The organism is Sphingobium sp. S6, assembly GCF_905120495.1.
GTDB classification, from domain to species: Bacteria; Pseudomonadota; Alphaproteobacteria; order Sphingomonadales; family Sphingomonadaceae; genus Sphingobium; species Sphingobium agri.
The window spans coordinates 309,445-328,647 of record NZ_CAJHOG010000002.1 but is presented as its reverse complement, the minus strand read 5'-3'; the positions used below and the strand labels follow the sequence as shown (position 1 = coordinate 328,647).

Sequence of the window (19,203 nt, the reverse complement as noted above, 5' to 3'; positions counted from 1 at the left end):
GAGCGCTATGGTCGCGCTCCTGAAAACCCAGCCTAGCTCAGGCCGACATCTGGTGCAGCGCGCACAGCTTGTTGCCCGCCGGGTCGCGCAGATAGGCGAGGTACAGCTTCCCCATGCCACCGTCACGAACGCCGGGCGGATCTTCGCAGGTCGCGCCGCCTGCCGCGATGCCCGCCGCATGCCATGCGTCGGCCTGCTCGGGCGAAGAAACGGAAAAGCCGATGGTGCCCCCGTTTGCAGCACTTGCCGGCTCACCGTTCAGCGGCTTGGAAATCGCGAACACGCCGCTTTGCGTCATGTAAAAGACGCGGCCCTTGTCGTCGATGAAACCCGGCGGGACGCCCAGTGCGCCCAGCGTCGCGTCGTAAAATTGCTTGGATTCCTGAATGTCGTTGGCGCCCACCATGATGTGGCTGAACATATTCACCCTCTCTGCCATTTCGAGCGGCCCGCACCAACTGGACTTGCCGGTCCGTCCGGAAAACGCTTCGCATAAAAGCTGAAACTCACCGAGCCGATGGGTCGGAAAAGCTTCACAAGACCACGGCTTATCTTTGCCGCGCCTGATGCATGAACCAGCCGAAGCTCGCTGTCGACCCTCATCGAGCTCGCGTCCCTGCAACTGCTTCACGCTCCGCGCCCCGGCGTTTCCATAACAAAATGGGCGGAGCCTGAACCCAAACCCCGCCCAATTGCATCTGCCAAAGCGGCAAGCCTTATTTCGGCGCCAGCACCATCAGCATCTGGCGGCCTTCCATGCGCGGATAGGCTTCGACCTTCGCGATCTCGCCGACATTTTCCGCCACGCGCTGGAGCAGCTGCATGCCGAGCTGCTGGTGCGACAATTCGCGGCCGCGAAAGCGCAGGGTGATCTTCACCTTGTCGCCGTCGCCGATGAAATCATGGACCTTCTTCATCTTCGTATCATAGTCATGATCGTCGATGTTCGGACGCATCTTGATCTCTTTGAGTTCCTGCGTCTTCTGGGTCTTGCGGGCGATATTCGCCTTTTTCTGGGCCTCGTACTTGTACTTGCCGATGTCTAGGAACTTGCAAACCGGCGGATCGGCGGTCGGCGACACTTCGACCAGGTCCAGCCCGATCTCATAGGCGCGCTCGATAGCCTCCTGCGTATACATCACGCCCAGATTTTCGCCTTCGTCGTCGATCACGCGCACCTTGGGCACGGTGATGAACTCATTGTAACGGGGACCGGACTTAGGCGGCGGCGCCATCGGGCGGCGCATCATTGGGGGACGTATAGCGGCTTCTCCTATGGAAACTTCAAGAATCTGGCGGGGTCTTTAGCGCAAAGCCGAAAGGGGCGGCAAGTCCGCAGTTGCGGATTCACCGGCCCCGTGTGGCATTGCCGCCTCACTGCATATCGGGAGCCAGTGCGTCCTTTGCAAGGCGCGCGATGACATCATCGACGGCAAGGACGCTTTGCCCTTCCTTGCCCAGCTCGCGCAACGCCACCGTGCCTTCATCGGCTTCGCGGCGGCCGACAACCAGCAAATTCGGGACTTTGGCAAGGCTATGTTCGCGAACCTTATAGTTGATCTTCTCGTTGCGGACGTCGACTTCCGCGCGAATTCCCGCCGCCCGAAGCTTCTCCACCACCTCGTTCGCATAGTCGTCCGCATCCGAAACGATGGTCGCGACCACCGCCTGCACCGGTGCGAGCCAGAGCGGGAATTTGCCCGCATAATGTTCGATCAATATGCCGATGAAGCGCTCATAGGACCCGAAAATCGCCCTGTGGAGCATCACCGGCCGGTGCCGTTCGCCATCTTCGCCCACATAGGATGCGTCGAGTCGCTCCGGCAGAACCCGGTCCGACTGGATCGTGCCCACCTGCCATGTCCGCCCGATCGCGTCGGTCAGATGCCATTCCAGCTTCGGCGCGTAGAAGGCACCTTCGCCCGGCAATTCCTCCCAGCCATATTCCGGCGTGTTGAGGCCAGCGGCGGCAACGGCGTTGCGCAGTTCCTCCTCGGCCTTGTCCCACATCTCTTCAGTGCCGAAGCGCTTGTCGGGGCGCAGCGCCAGCTTGATCGAGTAGGTGAAGCCGAAATCCTTGTAGATCCGGTCGGCCAGCTCACAAAAAGCCTGCACCTCCGCCACGATCTGGTCTTCCCGGCAGAAGATATGCGCATCATCCTGCGTGAATTGCCGCACGCGCATAAGCCCATGCAGCGCGCCATGCGGCTCGTTCCGATGGCAGCAACCATTCTCGTAAAAGCGCAGCGGCAGGTCGCGATAGCTCTTGATCCCCTGGCGGAATATCAGGACATGCGCCGGGCAGTTCATGGGCTTTAATGCCATCCAGTCGGCATCGTCCGACACCAGCGGCCCTTCATCCTCGACGTTCGGCACTTCGTCGGGGATGACGAACATATTTTCGCGATATTTGCCCCAATGGCCGGACTGCTCCCATTGGCGCGCGTCCATCACCTGCGGCGTCTTGACCTCGCGATAGCCACCTGCATCGATGGCACGGCGCATATAGGCTTCCAGCTCCCGCCAGATCAGATAGCCCTTGGGATGCCAAAAGACGGAGCCATGCGCTTCCTGCTGAAGGTGGAACAGGTCCATCTCCGCGCCCAGCTTGCGGTGGTCGCGCTTCGCGGCTTCTTCAAGCCGCGTCAGGTGCGCGTCGAGCTGCTTCTTGTTCAGCCAGCCGGTGCCGTAGATGCGCGAGAGCATCGCATTCTTCTGATCGCCGCGCCAATAGGCGCCCGACACACGCGTCAGCTTGAAGGCGTTGGGATCGAGCTTGCCGGTCGAAGCCAGATGCGGCCCGCGGCACATGTCGAGCCAGTCGCCACCCGACCAGTAGACGGTCAGCTCCTCCCCCTCAGGAAGCTCTGCCGCCCATTCCGCCTTGAACGTCTCGCCTTCCGTCTTCCAGCGCGCTATCAGGTCTTCGCGCGTCCACACCTCGCGGCGAAGAGGCTTGTTGGCCGCGATCAACTCCCGCATCTTCGCTTCGATCGCAGGCAGGTCCTCTTCCGTGAAGGGCCGGTCCTTCGGTGCGAAATCATAGTAGAAGCCATCGTCCGTCGCCGGGCCGAAGGTGATCTGCGTCCCTGGGAACAGCGCCTGCACGGCCTCCGCCAAAAGATGCGCGAAGTCATGCCGCGCCAGTTCCAGTGCGTCAGCTTCGTCTTTGCTCGTCACCAAAGCGAGCTGCGAATCCTGCTCCAGCGGGCGCATGATATCGCGCAGTTCACCATCCACCCGCGCCGCGATCGCCGCCTTGGCCAGACCAGGGCCGATCGCCGCCGCAATATCCGCCGGAGTAGTGCCGGGCGCGACTTCACGCACGGAACCATCGGGCAGGGTGATCTTGAGCATGGCGGACAAGGGACAGGTCTTTCTGTGAGTGGAGGCAAGCAGCGCAAAAAGCCGCGCTTTCCCCATAAATGGGCGGCCCCGTCTGTCAATAGAAGGGGCTGTGGTGAAAGCTCATGCCAAGAGCAGGCGGGCCTCATCGCTGGTCTCCTGCAGAAAGGAGACGGGGCCGCCTGCTTCCACCTCCGGCGGGAGCATGTCCGCGGTCATGCCCGCCAGCATGAGGCCGCTCTGGCACGCGAGGATAGTCACTCCCAACGCAACGGCCTCCTCTATCAGCGTTCCCAGCCGGGGCAGGCCAGCCGCTACATGTGCCGCGTCCCCCGCAGCTGTAATCGGGTGCCGCAGCAGCGCCACCGCATCCAATTGCAGGAATATGCTGGCCGCTCCCCCCAGCGCCGCCTGCGCGCTGGCCAGCACCAGCGCGCCGCGCAGCCGCTCTGCGTCAGCGGTGGCGACGACGATCCTCAGTTCGCGCATAGTTCAGCGGCGCACGCCTTGCAGCCGGGGTCCTTGGCGACGCTGACCGTGCGGAACCGCATGGAAAGCAGGTCGGCGAGCAGCAGCTTGCCCGCCATGTCCGCGCCGAACGGAACGAGAGCGCGGATGACTTCCAGCGCGGCGAGGCTCCCCATCACGCCGGTGAGCGCGCCGATCACGCCCGTCTCGGAGCAGTTCCGCTCTGGCGCATCCTGCGGATCGCCGACCAGGCAGCGATAGCAGGGCTGGTCGCCTTCCCAGCCGCGATAGGTCGCAAGCTGCCCCTCGAACGGCCCGACCGCGGCCGACACGAGCGGGATGCGCAGCCGCTGCGCGCAATCCGCCACCGCTAGCCGCGTCGCGAAGCTGTCGCATCCGTCCAGAACGACATCCGCATCGCGCAGCATGAGGGCGGCATTATCCGCATCGATCCGCGCATTGATGGGGATCAGCTTCACATCGGGATTGAGCCTGGCCACCGCCGCCATCGCGGCCTCGGCCTTCGGGGCGCCAACGTCGCCGGTGCCGAACAGCACCTGCCGCTGCAAATTGGAAAGCGCGACATGGTCGTCATCGATAACCCGGATCGTGCCGACGCCCGCCGCCGCGAGATAGAGGATCGCGGGGCTGCCGATGCCGCCCGCACCGATCACCGCGACATCGGCCGACAGCAGCCGCGCCTGACCCGCCCCACCAATTTCCTTCAGGACGATATGGCGGGCGTAGCGTTCCAGCTGCTCGTCGGAAAAGGTCATGAGCTACTCACTCCCGTCGATCCGAAACCACCCGAACCCCTGACCGTCTCGTCCAGTTCCTCGACCTCGGCAAAGCGCGCCAGCTGCACCGGAGCCGCCACCAGTTGCGCGATGCGGTCACCCCGCGAGATGACGAACGGCTCGGTGCCCAGGTTGATGAGGATGACCTTCAATTCGCCGCGATAATCCGCATCGATCGTGCCGGGCGTGTTGGGCAGGCTGATCCCATGCTTTAGCGCCAGGCCCGACCTTGGCCGCACCTGCACCTCATAGCCATCGGGGATCGCCATCGCGAAGCCCGTCGCCACCGCATGCCGCCCACCTGGCACGATGATCACATCCTCGGCAGACACGACGTCCATGCCCGCCGCATGTTCGGTCGCATAGGCGGGCACCGGCAAGCCCTCGCCATGGGGCAGGCGCTTCAGGCGGATTTCAATGGGGGAGAGGGGGGAGGGCATGAGCGACCTTTTCGATGATGCGAGTGGCGACGGCATCCTTGGGCAGCTGTTCCCAACTTTCGATGCCGTCCGCCGTGACGATATGCACGCTGTTGCTGTCGCCGCCCATGACGTCACCCGATACGTCATTGGCGATGATCCAGTCCGCGCCCTTGCGTGCCAGCTTGGCCTGCGCATATTCCGCGACCTTCTCGGTCTCGGCGGCGAAACCGATCAGCAGGGCAGGGCGCTGCGCATGCTTGCCCAGAGTGCCAAGAATGTCTGGATTCTCCACCAGCGCGAGCGGGGCAGGCTTGCCCGATCCATCCTTCTTGAGCTTTTGCCCGGAAGCATCCGCCGTGCGCCAGTCGGCAACCGCCGCAACCATGATCGCCGCGTCGGCGGGCAGCGCGCCTTCGACCGCAGCCAGCATGTCCCGTGCCGTTTCCACATCGATGCGGTCCACGCCCGCAGGCGTCGGCAAATGCACCGGCCCGGCCACCAGCGTCACGCGCGCGCCAGCCCGCGCCGCCGCCGCCGCGATGGCAAAGCCCTGCTTCCCCGAAGAACGATTGGCGATGTAGCGCACCGGATCGATCGGCTCATGCGTCGGCCCGGCGGTGATCAGGATATGGCGTCCCTTGAGCGGCAGTTCGGCCCCTTCGAAATCCGGCTGCCCGGCAAGCGGGTCTTTCATCGCCGGACGTTCAAGCAACCGCTCAACCTCCGCGACGATCGCTTCGGGTTCAGGCAGACGCCCCTTGCCGAACTCGCCGCAAGCCATCTCGCCGCTATCGGGTTCCATCAGGTGGACGCCATCGGCATGCAGGCGCGCCAGGTTCCGTTGCGTTGCCGGATGATGCCACATGCGCACATTCATCGCAGGCACCGCCAGCACCGGCTTGTCCGTCGCCAGCAGCAGCGTCGTTGCCAAATCATCGGCAATGCCATTCGCCATCTTCGCAAGAATGTTCGCCGTCGCGGGCGCGACCACCACCAGGTCCGCCTGTCGGCTGAGCTGGATATGCCCGATCTCCCGCTCTTCCTTCAGGTCGAACATGTCGCCATAGACATGATCCTCGGTCAGCACGCCCAGGGACAGCGGCGTCACGAAATTGGTCGCGCTATCGGTCAACACCGCGCGCACCGCGATGCCGCGCTTCCTGAGCAGCCGCACCAGCTCCAGCGACTTGTAGGCGGCAATGCCACCGGCGACGATCAGGAGAATGCGGCGCTGAGTCATAGCTGCAGATGTAGCAGGGCCGTAACGACCGCTCCAGTCACCGCGGCGATCCCCGCCACGGCGGCATAGCGCCACCCGCCGCCGATGCGGATCAGCCTGACTTCGGTCAGCGGCGGCGGCGGCGGCGCGCCGCCCTTCTCCGGGAATGCTTCCTCGATCCGGCGCACAAGGCCCGGCAGCCGCTGAAGCGTCCGCCAATTTTCGATCAGCGCATCGGCCGCCTTGGCCTCCGGTCCCAGTTCCGCGCGCAACCACTCCTTCACATAAGGGCCGCTCGTTTCCCACAGGTTGATGTCGGGATCGAGCGCGGTTGCCACGCCTTCCACCATCACCATCGTCTTTTGCAGCAGCAGCAGGTGCGGCTGCGTCTGCATGTCGAAATCACGGGTGATGGCGAACAGCCCGTCCAGCATGCCCCCGACCGAAAGCTCGCGCACCGGCTTGCCGCGCATCGGCTCGCCGACGGCGCGCAGGGCGGTAGCGAACTCCTCAACATTATGGTGGCCGGGCACATATTGCGCCTCGAAATGGATCTCTGCCACCCGCTTGTAGTTGCCGGTGATCAGGCCGTAGAGGATCTCCGCCAGCCACATGCGGGCCCGCCGGTCGATCCGCCCCATGATGCCGAAGTCGATCGCCACGATGTCGCCATTGCCGGTGACGAACAGGTTCCCCTGATGCATGTCGGCGTGGAAGAAACCTTCGGCGATCGCCTGCCGCAGGAAGGCGTTGACCAGCCGCGCAGCCAGTTCCTTCACGTCATGACCCGCCGCGATCAGGCCGTCGCGGTCGGAGATCTTGATCCCGTCGATCCACTCCATCGTCATGACCTTGCCGGTCGTGCGATCCCAATCGATAACCGGCACGCGATAGCCGGGCATCGCCTCCATCGCCTCGGCCAGTTCGGATGCCGATGCGGCCTCGCGGCGCAGGTCCAGCTCCCGTGCCGTCCACCGCTTGAGGTTCGCGATGACGAGGCGCGGCCGCAATCGCGCGGCCTCCCCGCCCAGCATCTCCATATGAGCAGCCGCCCACTCATAGGTCTGGATGTCGCGATTGAACTGGTCCGTGACGCCGGGCCGGATCACCTTCACCGCCACGTCGCGCCCGTCGGTCGTGACGGCGCGGTGCACCTGCGCGATTGAAGCCGCGCCTACCGGTACTTCGTCGAAGCTGCGATAGATGCTCTCCAACGGACGCCCGAAGCTCTGCTCGATCTGCGCGCGGATCGTCGCGAACGGCACTGGCGGCAGCGCGTCCTGCAACCGCAGAAGATCGTTCGCCGCTTCATCGCCGACCAGGTCGGGGCGCGTCGCCAATGTCTGCCCCAGCTTGATTGCCGCAGGCCCGATGGCCTGAAACGCATCGGCATAGCGCGGCTCCCTGGGCACCCTGGCGCCGACCCGTGCCACCCGCACCAGACGCCGGACCGGCGCTGGCGTCAGCGGATCGCGCTCAATCCCTCGCAGCGCGCCATGCCGCGCCAGCGTCCGGCCCCATTTCAGCAGCCGCCAGATATGCGTGATGTGGGATGGCACTACTGGCTCCCCTCCCGCAGGCGTCGAAGGGAGGCACGTGACTCTCTTCGAGGGCAGGGGGTGGGCGCGAGCGAAGCGAGCTTCGGCACCATCAAATCTTCCACCCCGAATGGATCGCCACCAATCCGCCCAGGATCGGCTCGACCTTCGTCTGCACGAAACCCGCCTCGCGGATCATCCGCTCGAATTCAGGCATGGGCGGAAAGCGCCGGATCGATTCGATCAGATATCTGTAGCTGTCCTCGTCGTCCGCCAGCAGCTTGCCGAGCTTGGGCACCAGCCGATGGGAGTAGACGTCATATACATCGGAAAATCCCGGCCATGTCGTCGTCGAAAATTCCAGGCAGAAAAAGCGCCCGCCGAATTTCAGCACCCGGTGCGCTTCCCGCAGCGCCTTGTCGATATGCGTCACATTGCGGATGCCAAAGGCGATCGTATAGGCGTCAAAGCTGCGATCCTTGAACGTCAGTTCCTCCGCATTCTGCTCCGACCAGATCAGCCCTTCCAGGCCCTTTTTCTTCGCGCGCTCGACGCCCACGGCCAGCATTTCCGGATTGATGTCGGACACGGTGACGCGCGCGCCATGCTTAGCCAAGCGGAAAGCGACGTCGCCCGTGCCGCCCGCCATGTCGAGGATCGCTTCCTCCTTGCGGGGCTTCACACGACTGACGAACTGATCTTTCCACAGCCGGTGCGCGCCTGCCGACATGGCGTCGTTCATCAGGTCATATTTGGACGCGACATTGGAAAAGACCGCGCGGACCATCCCCTGTTTTTCAGAGGCATCCACGTCGCGATAGCCGAAAGAAGCGGTGTCGTTCATGGGCCAGCCTCCTAGAGCATTTGCATGTCCGGTGGAAACACCCCAGATCGGCGAAAATGTTCAGTGATTTGTCACTGCCTCTACAACAGCTTCCGGAACGATCTGAATGCCCGAATTGCCAGAAGTCGAAACCACGGTCGCGGGACTTCGATCGGTCCTGGAGGGCACGGTTCTCACTCGCGTCGAACCACGCCGGGCCGACCTGCGTTTCCCGATCCCCGTCGACCTGCGGCAGCGGCTGACCGGCGCGACCGTCACTTCGCTCGCCCGCCGCGCCAAATATGGGCTGATAGAGACGGATCGTGGCGACACGCTCATCTTTCACCTCGGCATGTCCGGGCGCTGGCGAATCGATCCGGCGGAGATCGGCGCGCATGACCATCTGCTGCTTGAGACCAGCGACGGCCATCTGCTCTCGCTGAACGATCCCCGCCGCTTCGGTTCGCTCGACCTTGTCCGCAGCGATGCGTGGCAGGCTTATGCCCCCTTTACCCGCATGGGCCCCGAACCGCTGGGCCCCGACTTTTCCGCCGCCTATCTGGCCCGCGCGCTCCAGGGCAAGGCGACATCGATCAAGGCGGCGCTGCTCGATCAGCGAATCGTCGCGGGCTTGGGCAACATCTATGTCTGCGAAGCGCTCAACATGGCCGGCATTTCTCCCACGCGGGAAGCCGGGCGGATCAGCCGGGCGCGGCTCGGCCTGTTGACCGACGCGATTCGCGAAGTGCTGACCGCCGCGATCGCGGCCGGAGGATCGACCTTGCGCGATTATGCCCGGCCCGACGGGGAGCTTGGCTATTTTTCCAAACAGTGGCGCGTCTACGGTCGGGAAGGGGAAAGCTGCGCCTGTGGCGGGGTGATCCGGCGCCGTGTGGATGGTGGCCGATCGACCTTCTACTGCCCGAAATGCCAGAAATAGCGCGCGTCTTGCCGTTGACGCTCCGCCTTATCCCCTGTAAGGGGCGCACCTTCACGGGGCTGGTTGGCGATTCCGACGAGCCCTATTCACGCGATTTGACGAGACTGAGGACTTTAAATGGCCAATACGCCGCAAGCCAAGAAGCGCATCCGCCGCAACGCACGCCGCGCCGAAATCAACGGCGCCCGCATCAGCCGGATCCGCACCCTGGTGAAGAAGGTCGAAACCGCTCTCGCCGCTGGCGACAAGGCGGCTGCGGCCACGGCGCTTCAGTCCGTCCAGCCTGAACTGGCCCGTGGCGTTGCCCGCGGCGTCCTGCACAAGAATACCGCGGCTCGCAAGTTCGGCCGTCTCACGAAGCGAGTCAGCGCGCTCGCCTGAGCCGCTTCACTCGATCGTCAAATAAATTGAAAAGACCCGTCCCGCTCTGGGGCGGGTTTTTTCATATGTCCGTCACGCAGCCGTAACGGAGTCCCGCAGATTCCCGCGATTCCCCAACGATTCGAGCAAAAGTGCCCGAATCCGTATATTGATTAAGTGATTGAAATATAAGGATATAAACAAGGATTTCCGGTTTTCCCCGGTTTTCCGAGTCAACGTCTTTATTTCACATTTTTGAACGGGCCTGCCCTTGATCAGGCGGAGAATGCCTGTCTATTTTCAACTCTCTGGTCGCCACTCGAATCGATTTCCGGCGATCGTCATTAGGTTTGTTGACGCAGATATGTTGGGAAAGTGCTGCTTTCCCAAAGGGCTTCTTGCGTCTGATTGTCCCTGCCAGGCAGGGGCACAGTTGATGGGGGTCGACTGTTTATGAAGGGTTTCACGGCAGTGGCGAATAGTTCGAGCGTTCAGGCATCGCATGACCATGCGCGTCTGGAATCGGCGTGGGATGCGATCCGCGCCGGGCTTCGCCGCGACATTGGCCCACGCATGTTCGACCAGTGGCTGAAGGCTGCTCAGCTGGGCGACTATTGCCCGGAATCCCAGACGCTGGACCTGCTGTTCGCTTCCGACTTCACGGCCAATTTCGTCTCCGGCCATTTTGGCGATCGGCTGTGCATGGCCTGGCGCTGCGCTGGCGTGGGCGTCCGCGAGGTCAGGCTGCGCCGCGCGCCCAATGCGGTCGGCCCGCGCCTGCTCGAATCTGCTCCGGCTGAAGAACCGGTTGCTGCTGCCCCGATCCCCGTCGAGGGCGCGCCCGCCTGCAACTTCCAGCCGCGCCACAGCTTTGCCGATTTCGTTACGGGCGAGTCCAACCATCTCGCCTTTTCCGCGGCGGAGGCCATTGCCGCAGAAGCGCAGCCGCGCTTCAGCCCGCTCTTCATCCATGGCAGCACCGGCCAGGGCAAGACCCACCTGCTCCACGCCATTGCCCAGCATTTCTCCAGTCATTCGCCCAGCGCGCCCGTCCTCTACATGTCGGCGGAGCGGTTCATGATGGAATTCGTAAACGCGATGCGCGCCAACGAAACCATGATGTTCAAGGCGCGTCTGCGCGCCGCCCGCCTGCTGCTGATCGACGACATCCAGTTCATCGCGGGCAAGGGTTCGACGCAGGAGGAATTCCTGCACACCATCAACGACCTCATCGACTCGGGCGCACGCATCGTCGTGACCGCCGATCGCGCGCCGCAGCTGCTCGATTCGATCGACCCTCGCATCCTCTCCCGGCTCGCGGGCGGCCTCGTCGCCGACATCCGCCCGGCGGACCTTGACCTGCGCCTGTCCATCCTGGAAGCCAAGCGCGCCATAGCGGGCGATCCGCCGGTCCCCGACGCCGTCGTCGATTTCCTCGCGCGCTCCATCCGCTCCAACATCCGCGAGCTGGAAGGCGCTTTCAACAAACTCATCGCCTACGGCCAACTCACCGGCCGCTCCGTCGATCTGGAATTTGCGCAAAGCATGCTCGCCGACGCCGTGCGCGCCAACGCGCGCCGCATCACGGTGGACGAGATCCAGAAGGTCTGCGCCGCGCATTACAAGATCGACGCCGCCGAAATGCGCTCCAAGCGTCGCGCCCGCGCCGTCGCGCGGCCCCGGCAGGTCGCCATGTACCTTGCCAAGAAGATGACGCCTCGCTCTCTTCCGGAAATCGGACGCATCTTCGGCGGCCGCGATCACAGCACCGTGATCCATGCCGTGCGCACGATCGAGGAACTGCGGCAGACCAATGCCGACATAGACGCCGACATTCGCACGCTGCAGCGGCAGCTGGAAAACTGACGCTGACAGATTATCGGAGAACGGCTAGGATCAGGCCATGATCCGCCACGCCGCTTTCCTGCTCGCCGCCTTGCTGTCCTTCGTCCCGGCCGCCGCTCAGGTCCCCGCTTCGCCGCCCGCGCAAGATGTTCAGGTCGCGCTCGACACCAACGCTGGCCGGATCATCATAGCGGTACATGTCGCCAAAGCGCCGGTCACCGCGCGCAACTTCCTGCGTTATGTCGATCAGAAGCGACTGGACGGAACCGGCTTCTACCGGGCTGTGGGAACGACGGACTATGGGTTCGTACAGGGCGGAACGCAAAATGATCCCGCCCGCGTCCTGCCGCCCATCGCGCATGAGCCGACCACGCAAACCGGTCTCACCCATGATGACGGCGCGCTGTCCATGGCGCGCTATGCGCCTGGCAGCGCAACCGGCGACTTCTTCATCGTCCTGGGAAAGATGCCAAGCATGGACGCGCAGCCCGCTTCACCGGGCGACAATCAGGGCTTTGCTGTTTTCGCCCATGTCGTGGAAGGCATGGAAGCCGTCCGCTCGATCCTGTCGACGCCCAAATCGCCCACGGCGGGCGAGGGCGTGATGAAAGGACAGATGCTGGAGCAACCCGTGCGGATCGTCACCGCACGCCGTCTGCCCTGATCCTGACACCGCTCAAAACCCGCTCGCGGTTCCCTGGAAGATCAGCCCTTCCGTTCAGGTGGCAGGGTGATCTTTACATCTTCGCCATTCTGCCCCGGAAAGCCGGTGAACATGGCGTCGATCAGATTGGGCACGAGATAGGTCAGCTTGTTCGACAGCGACTGTGCGGATGCCTTGCCCTCGAAAAGGCGCCGGTTGTCCGCTGCCCGATCGATCTTCATGCTGAGGTCGCTCGTATAAACGGTATAGCTGCTGACATCGCTGTAACCGGGGCCGAACAGCCAGGGGTCATAAAAGCCATAGCCCCACGGGCGTCCCCACCGGCCTCGCCAGCCCCAGCCGCCGTAGAAATAAGGATCAGCAGGTCCGAAGCCGGTCGAGCGCACCTTTTCCCGGCCATTGTCGACATGGTAGGCAACGCGGACGATCAGGTCGGCCCGCGCCGGGTCAGATGCGGGCGTGTATCCCGTCTGCGCCAGCCGCTGGCCGATCAGCCCTGCATATTGACCGAATTCCAGACCGCCAGCGAGCCGGGGATCGTCCGCCACCACGGTGAAGCTCTGCCCAGCCGGAGCGGGCAATTGCTGGAACCGGGCGACGTCCGCCTTGAAGGATGTCGCGCAGCCGGAAAGAGCGACCAATGCCAGAGCAGGGGCCGCGACCATGCCGATCTTCTTCATATATTTCATCGTCTTGCGTCCCAATCTGGAAGGGCTTGGTGCAATCTTGCTCCCGGCCATAGCAGAATGCAACTGAACATCATTTGAACGCTCTGTCGGGGCGGGCTGCCGCAGGCCGCTCAGTGAAGCAGTTCCAGACTTCAGCGCATAAGCCCCATCGCGTCATAGGCGGCCCGGAGCGTCGGCTCCGCCGCCGCCCGCGCCTTGGCCGCGCCCTTTTCCAGGATCGCGTCGAGAGCCGCGTCATCCGTGCGCAGTTCCAGAAAGCGCGTCCGGATCGGCTGCAGCGTTTCGACCAGCAGTTCGCCCAGCGCAGGCTTGAACGCGCCAAACCCTGTGCCGGCAAATTGGGCGCAAATGGCGTCAGGCGAGCTTCCGGCCAAGGTCGCGTAGATGCCGACCAGATTGGCCGCTTCCGGCCGCCCCGCCAGGCCTTCGGCCGTTTCAGGCAGGGGTTCGGGGTCGGTCTTCGCCTTCTTCACCTTCTGCATGATCGCATCATCGTCATCGGTAAGGTTGATGCGGCTCATGTCCGACGGGTCCGACTTGGACATCTTCGCCGTCCCGTCGCGCAGGGACATGATGCGCGCCGATTCCTTGGGAATGATCGGATCGGGCAGCGTGAAAAGCTCGACGCCGAAATCGGTGTTGAACTTGGTCGCGATGTCGCGCGCCAGTTCAAGATGCTGTTTCTGGTCCTCGCCCACGGGCACATGGGTGGCGTTGTAAGCAAGGATATCGGCGGCCTGCAGCACGGGATAAACGAACAGCCCGATCGAGGCGCCCTCGCGGTCCTTGCCCACCTTGTCCTTGAACTGCGTCATGCGATTGAGCCAGCCGATCCGCGCCGTGCCGTTCAGCAACCAGCACAGCTCCGCATGGGCGGGCACCCGTGCCTGGTTGAAAAGCACCGAACGATCGGGATCGATCCCGGCGGCGACCAGTGCCGCCGCCATGTCGCGGACATTGCGGATGCGCTGCTCGCGTGCCTCATGCACGGTGATCGAATGCATGTCGGCGAGGAAGAAGAAGCACTGGCTGTCGCCGTCCATTTCATCCTGCATCCGCACCCAGTTGCGGATCGCGCCCAGATAATTGCCCAGGTGCAGATTACCGGTCGGCTGGATGCCGGAAAGGACGCGCATGTTTCTATCCGTTCTTCTAGGTTGCGGTTGAGCCCCTGCGGCGCATCAGCGCCTTCAGGTCGGACACCCGATAGGCGCCCGTCAGGAAACAGGCCACCCCGTAAAGCGCTATGCCAGCGCCGACAAGCAGGGCAAGGCCGATATAGCGCTGGATCATCGTGCCGCCGAGCCATGGGTCCAGCAGCTCTTCTCCCGCGAACAGCGCGCCGCCCATCACGACCGCCGCCACCGCCAGGCGTGGCAACCGCCTGCGCAACTGCGCATCCGCCGCAAAATGCCCGCGCTTCACCAATGTCGCATACAGCATGGCGACGTTGACTGTGGATGACAGCGCGGTCGCCAGCGGCGGCGCGACATGGCCAAGGCCCGCTCGTGCCATCAGCGGGATCAGCGTGATATTGCCGATGATGTTGATGAGGATCGACAGCATCGCGTAACGCACCGGCGTTTTCGTGTCGCCGCGCGCATAATAGCCGGGCGTCAGCACCTTCACGAGCACATAGGATGGCAAGCCGATCGAAAAGGCTGACAAGGCCCATCCGCACCGCTGCGCATCTTCCGCCGTAAAGCGCCCATATTGGAACAGGCCGCGCACGATGGGCTCGGCTACGGTGATGAAGGCGACGGTGGCGGGCAGGGTCAGGAACAGCGCCAGTTCGATCCCACGATTCTGCGTATCCATCGCTTGCTGTTCTTGCCCGGTCGACAGCATGCGCGAGATTGTCGGCAGCAAGATGGTGCCAAGGCCGATGCCGATCAGGCCGAGCGGCAACTGGTTCAGCCGATCCGCATAATAGATGTAAGTGATCGATCCCGACGCGAGCAGCCATCCCGACAGGGCGGTGGAAATGAGCAGGTTGATCTGCGACGCGCCAGCGCCAGCGGCGGCGGGCACGATCAGGCGCAACAACTCGCGCACATCGGCATCCAGGCGCGGCCGCTTGAGCTTCATCGACACGCCAGCGCGGCGGCAGGCCCATATCAGCCACAACAGTTGAAGCGCGCCACCCACCGTTACGGAAATGGCCTGAACCCGCGCGGTCTCATATTCGTCGGCGCCGTGGAACAGCCACAGCCCCGCGATCATGGCGAGGTTCAGCAGGATCGGCGCGGCGGCATTGACCCAGAATTTGTCGAGCGAGTTCAGGATGCCGCCGAGCAGCGAGGCAAGGCTGATCAGCGCGAGATAGGGCAGGGTGATGCGCGACAGGAGCACGGCGAAGGCGAACTGTTCCGGTGTCGGGTTTTGCCGCGAAAAACCGCCGGACAGCAGCCATGTTACAGGCCAAGCCGCAGCAACGAGCGCCACGGTGAAGAAGATCAGCACGGGCAGCAGAACGGCCAAGGCGCGCTCGGCGAAATGATAGCCCTCGGCAATGCCTCCGGGCCCTGCCGCCTTGCGGTTGAACATGGGGATGAAGGCGGCGGAAAAGGCGCCCTCGGCAAAGAGCGCGCGGAACATGTTGGGCAGGCGGAAGGCGACGCCGTTGAAGGCGTCCGACGCAAATCCCGCGCCCACATAGCGCGCCGCCAGCGAATCCCGCACCAGGGCGAGTATGCGGCTGGCAAGCGTCAACCCGCCGACCGAGCCAAGCGCCTTCACCAGTTTCATGGCAAAACCTCTATCGCCGTTCGCGCTGAGCCTGTCGAAGCCCTGTTCTTACCTGAAGAAAAGGACTGCCCTTCGACAAGCTCAGGGCGAACGGAAATGAAGGTCATTCCCAGGCTCAGGCGTGACCGGCCGGCTCGCCCGCCGTCTGCGCGATTGCCTGAGCCTGCTGCTCATACAGGCCGCCAAAGTCGATCGGGTCGAGCAGCAATGGCGGGAAGCCGCCGTCGCGGATCGCATCGGCCAGAACGCGGCGGGCGAAGGGGAAGATCAGCCGCGGCGCTTCGGCCAGCATGAACGGCTGCAACTGGTCGTCCGGCACGTTGCGCATGCCGAAGAGGGCGGCATAGAGCAGTTCGACCGCGAAAGCCGTGCCCTGAGGCGCGGTCGCCTTCACTTCGATCTTCAGAGAAACCTCGACGACCTCATCACCCACCTTGTCGGCGCCGATGTTGAACTGAACGTCGATCTGCGGCTGATCGGGCCACTGGTAGACGGCCGGCGAATTGGGGTTCTCGAACGAGAGGTCCTTCACATATTGGCTGATGAGCGCGATCTGCGGGCTCGTGTCCGCGCCGTTGCCCGCGCTGGTCTGGATCGTATCGGCGTCGTCGGCCATCTCTGTTCCCTGATTTTCCTGTTGGTCCGCTGGCGAAAAGCCTTGGGACAATGGCCCGTGCGCTTAGCAGGGGCGGCCGGGCAGGGCAATGCCGCCTGCCGAAAGGCGCCATTTGAATATGGGCGGAAACATGCCTATGTTGGCTGCGTTGTGGTTTCAGATCTAAACTAAAGGGTGCCTCGGCCCGTGTATGTAATCGTCATCCTCGCGCTCATCGCCGGTTTCCTGGCGCTGCGGCTCTATTCCGTGCTGGGAAAGCGGACAGGGCATGAGCAGGAGCCTGCGCTGCGCCCGGCGGAGGAAAGAGCGAAGGTCACCGTGCTTCAGCCGCGTCCGGTATCGGACATGCCCGGCGATTCGGTTCGTCTGGCGGACGGCTTGATTGCGCCGGGCGGCGAAGCGGGCGTGCGCGCGCTGATCGCGGCAGATCGGACCTTCGACGTGCCGCAATTCGTGGATGGCGCGAAGGCGGCCTACAAGATGGTGCTCGAAGCCTTCTGGCGCGGCGACCGGTCGGAGCTGGAATGGCTGTGCGACACGGACGTGCTGACCTCGTTCGAAGAGGCGATTGCGCAGCGGGAGGCGGCGGGTCATGTGCTCGACAACCGGCTGGTGCGCATCGACAAGGCGCAGATCGTCGGCGCCCATGTGAACGGGCGCATCGCCGAAGTGTCGCTGCGGTTCGAAGCGGACATCGCCGCCGTGACCAGGGACAAGGACGGCAATGTCGTCGCCGGGTCGCTCACCGACGCGGTCAGCACCAACGATATCTGGACTTTCACGCGCGACCTGCGCAGCACCGATCCCAACTGGAAGCTCAGCGAAACCGACGAGGCTGCATGAGCTTCCGGCAGGCGTGGGCGGCGACCTGTGCCGCGCTGCTGCTGTCGGCGTGCGCGGGCGGTGTCATTCCGCCTGGCGCGTCAGGCCCGGCGCCATCCGGCCCGGTACGCGGATCTGACGTCGCGGCGCAGCCCGTCCCGGCGACTCCGCGCCCCACTGTGCCGACAGCCAGGCCGGCACCGCCCGCCGCAACGACGGAAAATGCTCTCGCCGCAGGCATAACGCGCGGGCCCGACGTCACGTCCCTGATCCAGCCCGGCGATCGGGCGCGCAAGGCGCTCGAGGCATTCCGGATTTCCTGCCCCTCGCTGATGAAGCGCACGGACCAGAGCGGCCTGACCCAGGGATCGGACTGGAACAGCGCGTGCGCCGCCGCCTCCAGCTGGCCCGAAGCGAGCGCCAATGAATTTTTCTCCCGATATTTCGAAGCGGTGCAGGTCGGCCCCGGCACGGCCTTCGTCACCGGCTATTATGAGCCGGAAATCTCCGGATCGCGCGTCCGGCAGCCCGGCTATGAGGTGCCGATCTATCGCCGCCCGCCGGACCTGATAGACGTCAATCTCGGCCTGTTCAGCGACAGCCTGAAGGGCAAGACCATTCGCGGCAAGGTGCAGGGGACCAACTTCGTACCCTTTGACGATCGCGCGCAGATCGTGGCGGGCTCTCTGGCAGGCCGGGGTCTGGAACTTGCCTGGGCCGCCGATCCCGTCGAGTTCTTCTTCCTCCAGGTGCAGGGAAGCGGACGGCTGCTGCTGCCCGACGGCGGGGTCATGCGGATCGGCTATGATGGGCAGAATGGCCGCGATTACACCGGGATCGGCAAGCTCATGAAGGATCGCGGGCTGATCCAGGCCGGGTCGATGCAGGATATCATGGCATGGCTGCGCGCCAATCCCGCGGAGGGTGCGCAGATCATGAACGAGAATAAAAGCTTCGTCTTCTTCCGGGAGTTGACGGGGGCCGGACCGCTGGGCGCGCTGGGCGTGCCGGTGACGGCAGAAGCGACGGTGGCCGCCGATCCCCGCTATGTTCCCCTCGGCGCGCCCGTGCTGCTGTCCCTCGATCGTGCGGAGCCCAATGGCATCTGGATCGCGCAGGATACCGGCGGCGCCATCAAGGGCGCCAACCGTTTCGACAGCTTTTGGGGAGCAGGCAAGCGAGCCCGGGAAATAGCGGGCGGCATGTCGGCACGCGGCAGCGCATTGATCCTGTTGCCGATCGGATCGGCGGCGCGTCTCGCACAGCAATAAGCGTGGCTGGCGATGGCCCGGCGGCATCTGTCTTCAGACGAACAGGCAATCTGGAACACCCTGACGCAGTCGGTGAGGCCACTCCGTCCGCGCCCGCGACCTGAGGCCCTCACCGAGCGGCCCGTTGCGATCTCCACTGGTCGAAGCGTGACCCCGCTGTCCCCCCGGCCAGTCGATGCCCCCTCCGCCCGCGCTCCGGCAACCATGCTCGATACAAGCTGGGAACGCCGCATTCGCAGCGGTACGTTGACGCCGGACATGACGGTCGACCTGCACGGACACAGCCTGTCGAGCGCCCATGCCAGGCTCAATCAGGCGCTGTCATCGGCATTGGCGCGCGATCATCGGGTTCTGCTGATCATCACTGGCAAGCCCCCGAAACTTTCAGCTTCCAGCCAGCAATCCCGGCGCGGCGCAATTCGCGGAGAGATCGGCCACTGGCTTGAAACAAGCGCCTATGCGGACCGTATCGCCAGCGTCCGTCAGGCCCATCCACGGCATGGCGGCACGGGCGCCATCTACATCATATTGCGGCGCAAAAAATAGCCGGTGCGACGCGCGCCAATGACCTTTTCTTAACCAGCATTGGCCATAACCAACCCATCCGTGGCTCATTGTCGAGCTACGCTCTGGGCG

Annotated in this window: 20 protein-coding genes; 7 read left to right on the top strand and 13 right to left on the bottom strand. The window is 64.0% G+C overall.

Going from position 1 to position 19,203, the window contains the following annotated elements:
• Positions 1-37 precede the first annotated feature (37 nt).
• The 9 genes from SPHS8_RS08735 to SPHS8_RS08695 form a co-directional block, all read right to left on the bottom strand.
• Complete coding sequence (locus SPHS8_RS08735) at positions 38-421, bottom strand: VOC family protein (RefSeq protein ID WP_201515166.1); 384 nt, start codon at positions 419-421, stop codon at positions 38-40.
• A 295-nt stretch (positions 422-716) separates the two neighbouring features.
• A complete protein-coding gene (infC, locus tag SPHS8_RS08730; protein ID WP_021238112.1) occupies positions 717-1,250 on the bottom strand; it encodes a translation initiation factor IF-3 in 534 nt (177 codons plus the stop codon).
• Positions 1,251-1,374: 124 nt separating this feature from the next.
• Positions 1,375-3,357, bottom strand: a complete 1,983-nt coding sequence (gene thrS, locus SPHS8_RS08725; protein ID WP_201515485.1) for a threonine--tRNA ligase — start codon at positions 3,355-3,357, stop codon at positions 1,375-1,377.
• 111 nt (positions 3,358-3,468) lie between these two features.
• Complete coding sequence (locus tag SPHS8_RS08720) at positions 3,469-3,834, bottom strand: DsrE family protein (protein WP_201515164.1); 366 nt, start codon at positions 3,832-3,834, stop codon at positions 3,469-3,471.
• Entirely contained in the window at positions 3,822-4,589 is a 768-nt protein-coding gene (locus tag SPHS8_RS08715) for a HesA/MoeB/ThiF family protein (RefSeq protein ID WP_201515162.1), read from the bottom strand. The genes SPHS8_RS08720 and SPHS8_RS08715 overlap by 13 nt, the downstream gene beginning before the upstream one ends.
• On the bottom strand, positions 4,586-5,050 hold the full coding sequence (dut, locus tag SPHS8_RS08710) for a dUTP diphosphatase (RefSeq protein ID WP_201515161.1): 465 nt from the start codon (positions 5,048-5,050) through the stop codon (positions 4,586-4,588). The genes SPHS8_RS08715 and dut overlap by 4 nt, the downstream gene beginning before the upstream one ends.
• On the bottom strand, positions 5,025-6,272 hold the full coding sequence (gene coaBC / locus SPHS8_RS08705) for a bifunctional phosphopantothenoylcysteine decarboxylase/phosphopantothenate--cysteine ligase CoaBC (RefSeq protein ID WP_201515159.1): 1,248 nt from the start codon (positions 6,270-6,272) through the stop codon (positions 5,025-5,027). The genes dut and coaBC overlap by 26 nt, the downstream gene beginning before the upstream one ends.
• Positions 6,269-7,810: a 2-polyprenylphenol 6-hydroxylase gene (gene ubiB / locus SPHS8_RS08700; protein WP_201515157.1), complete on the bottom strand. Its 1,542-nt coding sequence runs from the start codon at positions 7,808-7,810 to the stop codon at positions 6,269-6,271. Before ubiB ends, coaBC begins: the two co-directional genes overlap by 4 nt.
• A gap of 91 nt (positions 7,811-7,901) precedes the next feature.
• The gene (locus tag SPHS8_RS08695) at positions 7,902-8,633 is read right to left on the bottom strand and encodes a class I SAM-dependent methyltransferase (protein ID WP_097090807.1); all 732 of its coding nucleotides are present in this window, start codon (positions 8,631-8,633) and stop codon (positions 7,902-7,904) included.
• Positions 8,634-8,739: 106 nt separating this feature from the next.
• On the opposite strand from SPHS8_RS08695, the gene mutM reads away from it, so the two are divergent.
• The 4 genes from mutM to SPHS8_RS08675 all read left to right on the top strand — a co-directional run bounded on the left by mutM (position 8,740) and on the right by SPHS8_RS08675 (position 12,421).
• Entirely contained in the window at positions 8,740-9,552 is an 813-nt protein-coding gene (gene mutM, locus SPHS8_RS08690; protein WP_201515156.1) for a bifunctional DNA-formamidopyrimidine glycosylase/DNA-(apurinic or apyrimidinic site) lyase, read from the top strand.
• A 117-nt stretch (positions 9,553-9,669) separates the two neighbouring features.
• Complete coding sequence (rpsT, locus tag SPHS8_RS08685; protein ID WP_097090809.1) at positions 9,670-9,933, top strand: 30S ribosomal protein S20; 264 nt, start codon at positions 9,670-9,672, stop codon at positions 9,931-9,933.
• A gap of 432 nt (positions 9,934-10,365) precedes the next feature.
• Positions 10,366-11,778 (top strand): chromosomal replication initiator protein DnaA, encoded by a 1,413-nt coding sequence (gene dnaA, locus SPHS8_RS08680; protein ID WP_201515154.1) that lies wholly within the window; start codon positions 10,366-10,368, stop codon positions 11,776-11,778.
• A 37-nt stretch (positions 11,779-11,815) separates the two neighbouring features.
• On the top strand, positions 11,816-12,421 hold the full coding sequence (locus tag SPHS8_RS08675; protein ID WP_201515152.1) for a peptidylprolyl isomerase: 606 nt from the start codon (positions 11,816-11,818) through the stop codon (positions 12,419-12,421).
• A 41-nt stretch (positions 12,422-12,462) separates the two neighbouring features.
• On the opposite strand, the gene SPHS8_RS08670 is transcribed toward SPHS8_RS08675, so the two are convergent.
• From SPHS8_RS08670 to secB, 4 genes are all read right to left on the bottom strand, one after another.
• On the bottom strand, positions 12,463-13,110 hold the full coding sequence (locus SPHS8_RS08670) for a DUF4136 domain-containing protein (protein ID WP_201515150.1): 648 nt from the start codon (positions 13,108-13,110) through the stop codon (positions 12,463-12,465).
• A 131-nt stretch (positions 13,111-13,241) separates the two neighbouring features.
• Positions 13,242-14,246, bottom strand: coding sequence for a tryptophan--tRNA ligase (gene trpS, locus SPHS8_RS08665; protein ID WP_201515148.1), 1,005 nt, complete (start codon positions 14,244-14,246; stop codon positions 13,242-13,244).
• 16 nt (positions 14,247-14,262) lie between these two features.
• Positions 14,263-15,858 carry a murein biosynthesis integral membrane protein MurJ gene (murJ, locus tag SPHS8_RS08660; RefSeq protein WP_201515146.1) on the bottom strand — a complete coding sequence of 532 codons (1,596 nt, stop codon included), beginning with the start codon at positions 15,856-15,858 and terminating at the stop codon, positions 14,263-14,265.
• 115 nt (positions 15,859-15,973) lie between these two features.
• Positions 15,974-16,474: a protein-export chaperone SecB gene (gene secB / locus SPHS8_RS08655; protein ID WP_201515144.1), complete on the bottom strand. Its 501-nt coding sequence runs from the start codon at positions 16,472-16,474 to the stop codon at positions 15,974-15,976.
• A 186-nt stretch (positions 16,475-16,660) separates the two neighbouring features.
• Here secB and SPHS8_RS08650 point away from each other — a divergent pair, with 186 nt between their 5' ends.
• Genes SPHS8_RS08650 through SPHS8_RS08640 form a run of 3 tightly spaced genes read left to right on the top strand, consistent with a single transcriptional unit; the run spans position 16,661 to position 19,113 of the window.
• Complete coding sequence (locus SPHS8_RS08650) at positions 16,661-17,317, top strand: Tim44/TimA family putative adaptor protein (RefSeq protein ID WP_097090816.1); 657 nt, start codon at positions 16,661-16,663, stop codon at positions 17,315-17,317.
• Positions 17,314-18,567, top strand: a complete 1,254-nt coding sequence (gene mltA, locus SPHS8_RS08645) for a murein transglycosylase A (protein WP_201515142.1) — start codon at positions 17,314-17,316, stop codon at positions 18,565-18,567. The genes SPHS8_RS08650 and mltA overlap by 4 nt, the downstream gene beginning before the upstream one ends.
• 12 nt (positions 18,568-18,579) lie before the next feature.
• Positions 18,580-19,113 (top strand): Smr/MutS family protein, encoded by a 534-nt coding sequence (locus tag SPHS8_RS08640; protein WP_201515140.1) that lies wholly within the window; start codon positions 18,580-18,582, stop codon positions 19,111-19,113.
• The last annotated feature ends 90 nt before the right edge of the window (positions 19,114-19,203 follow it).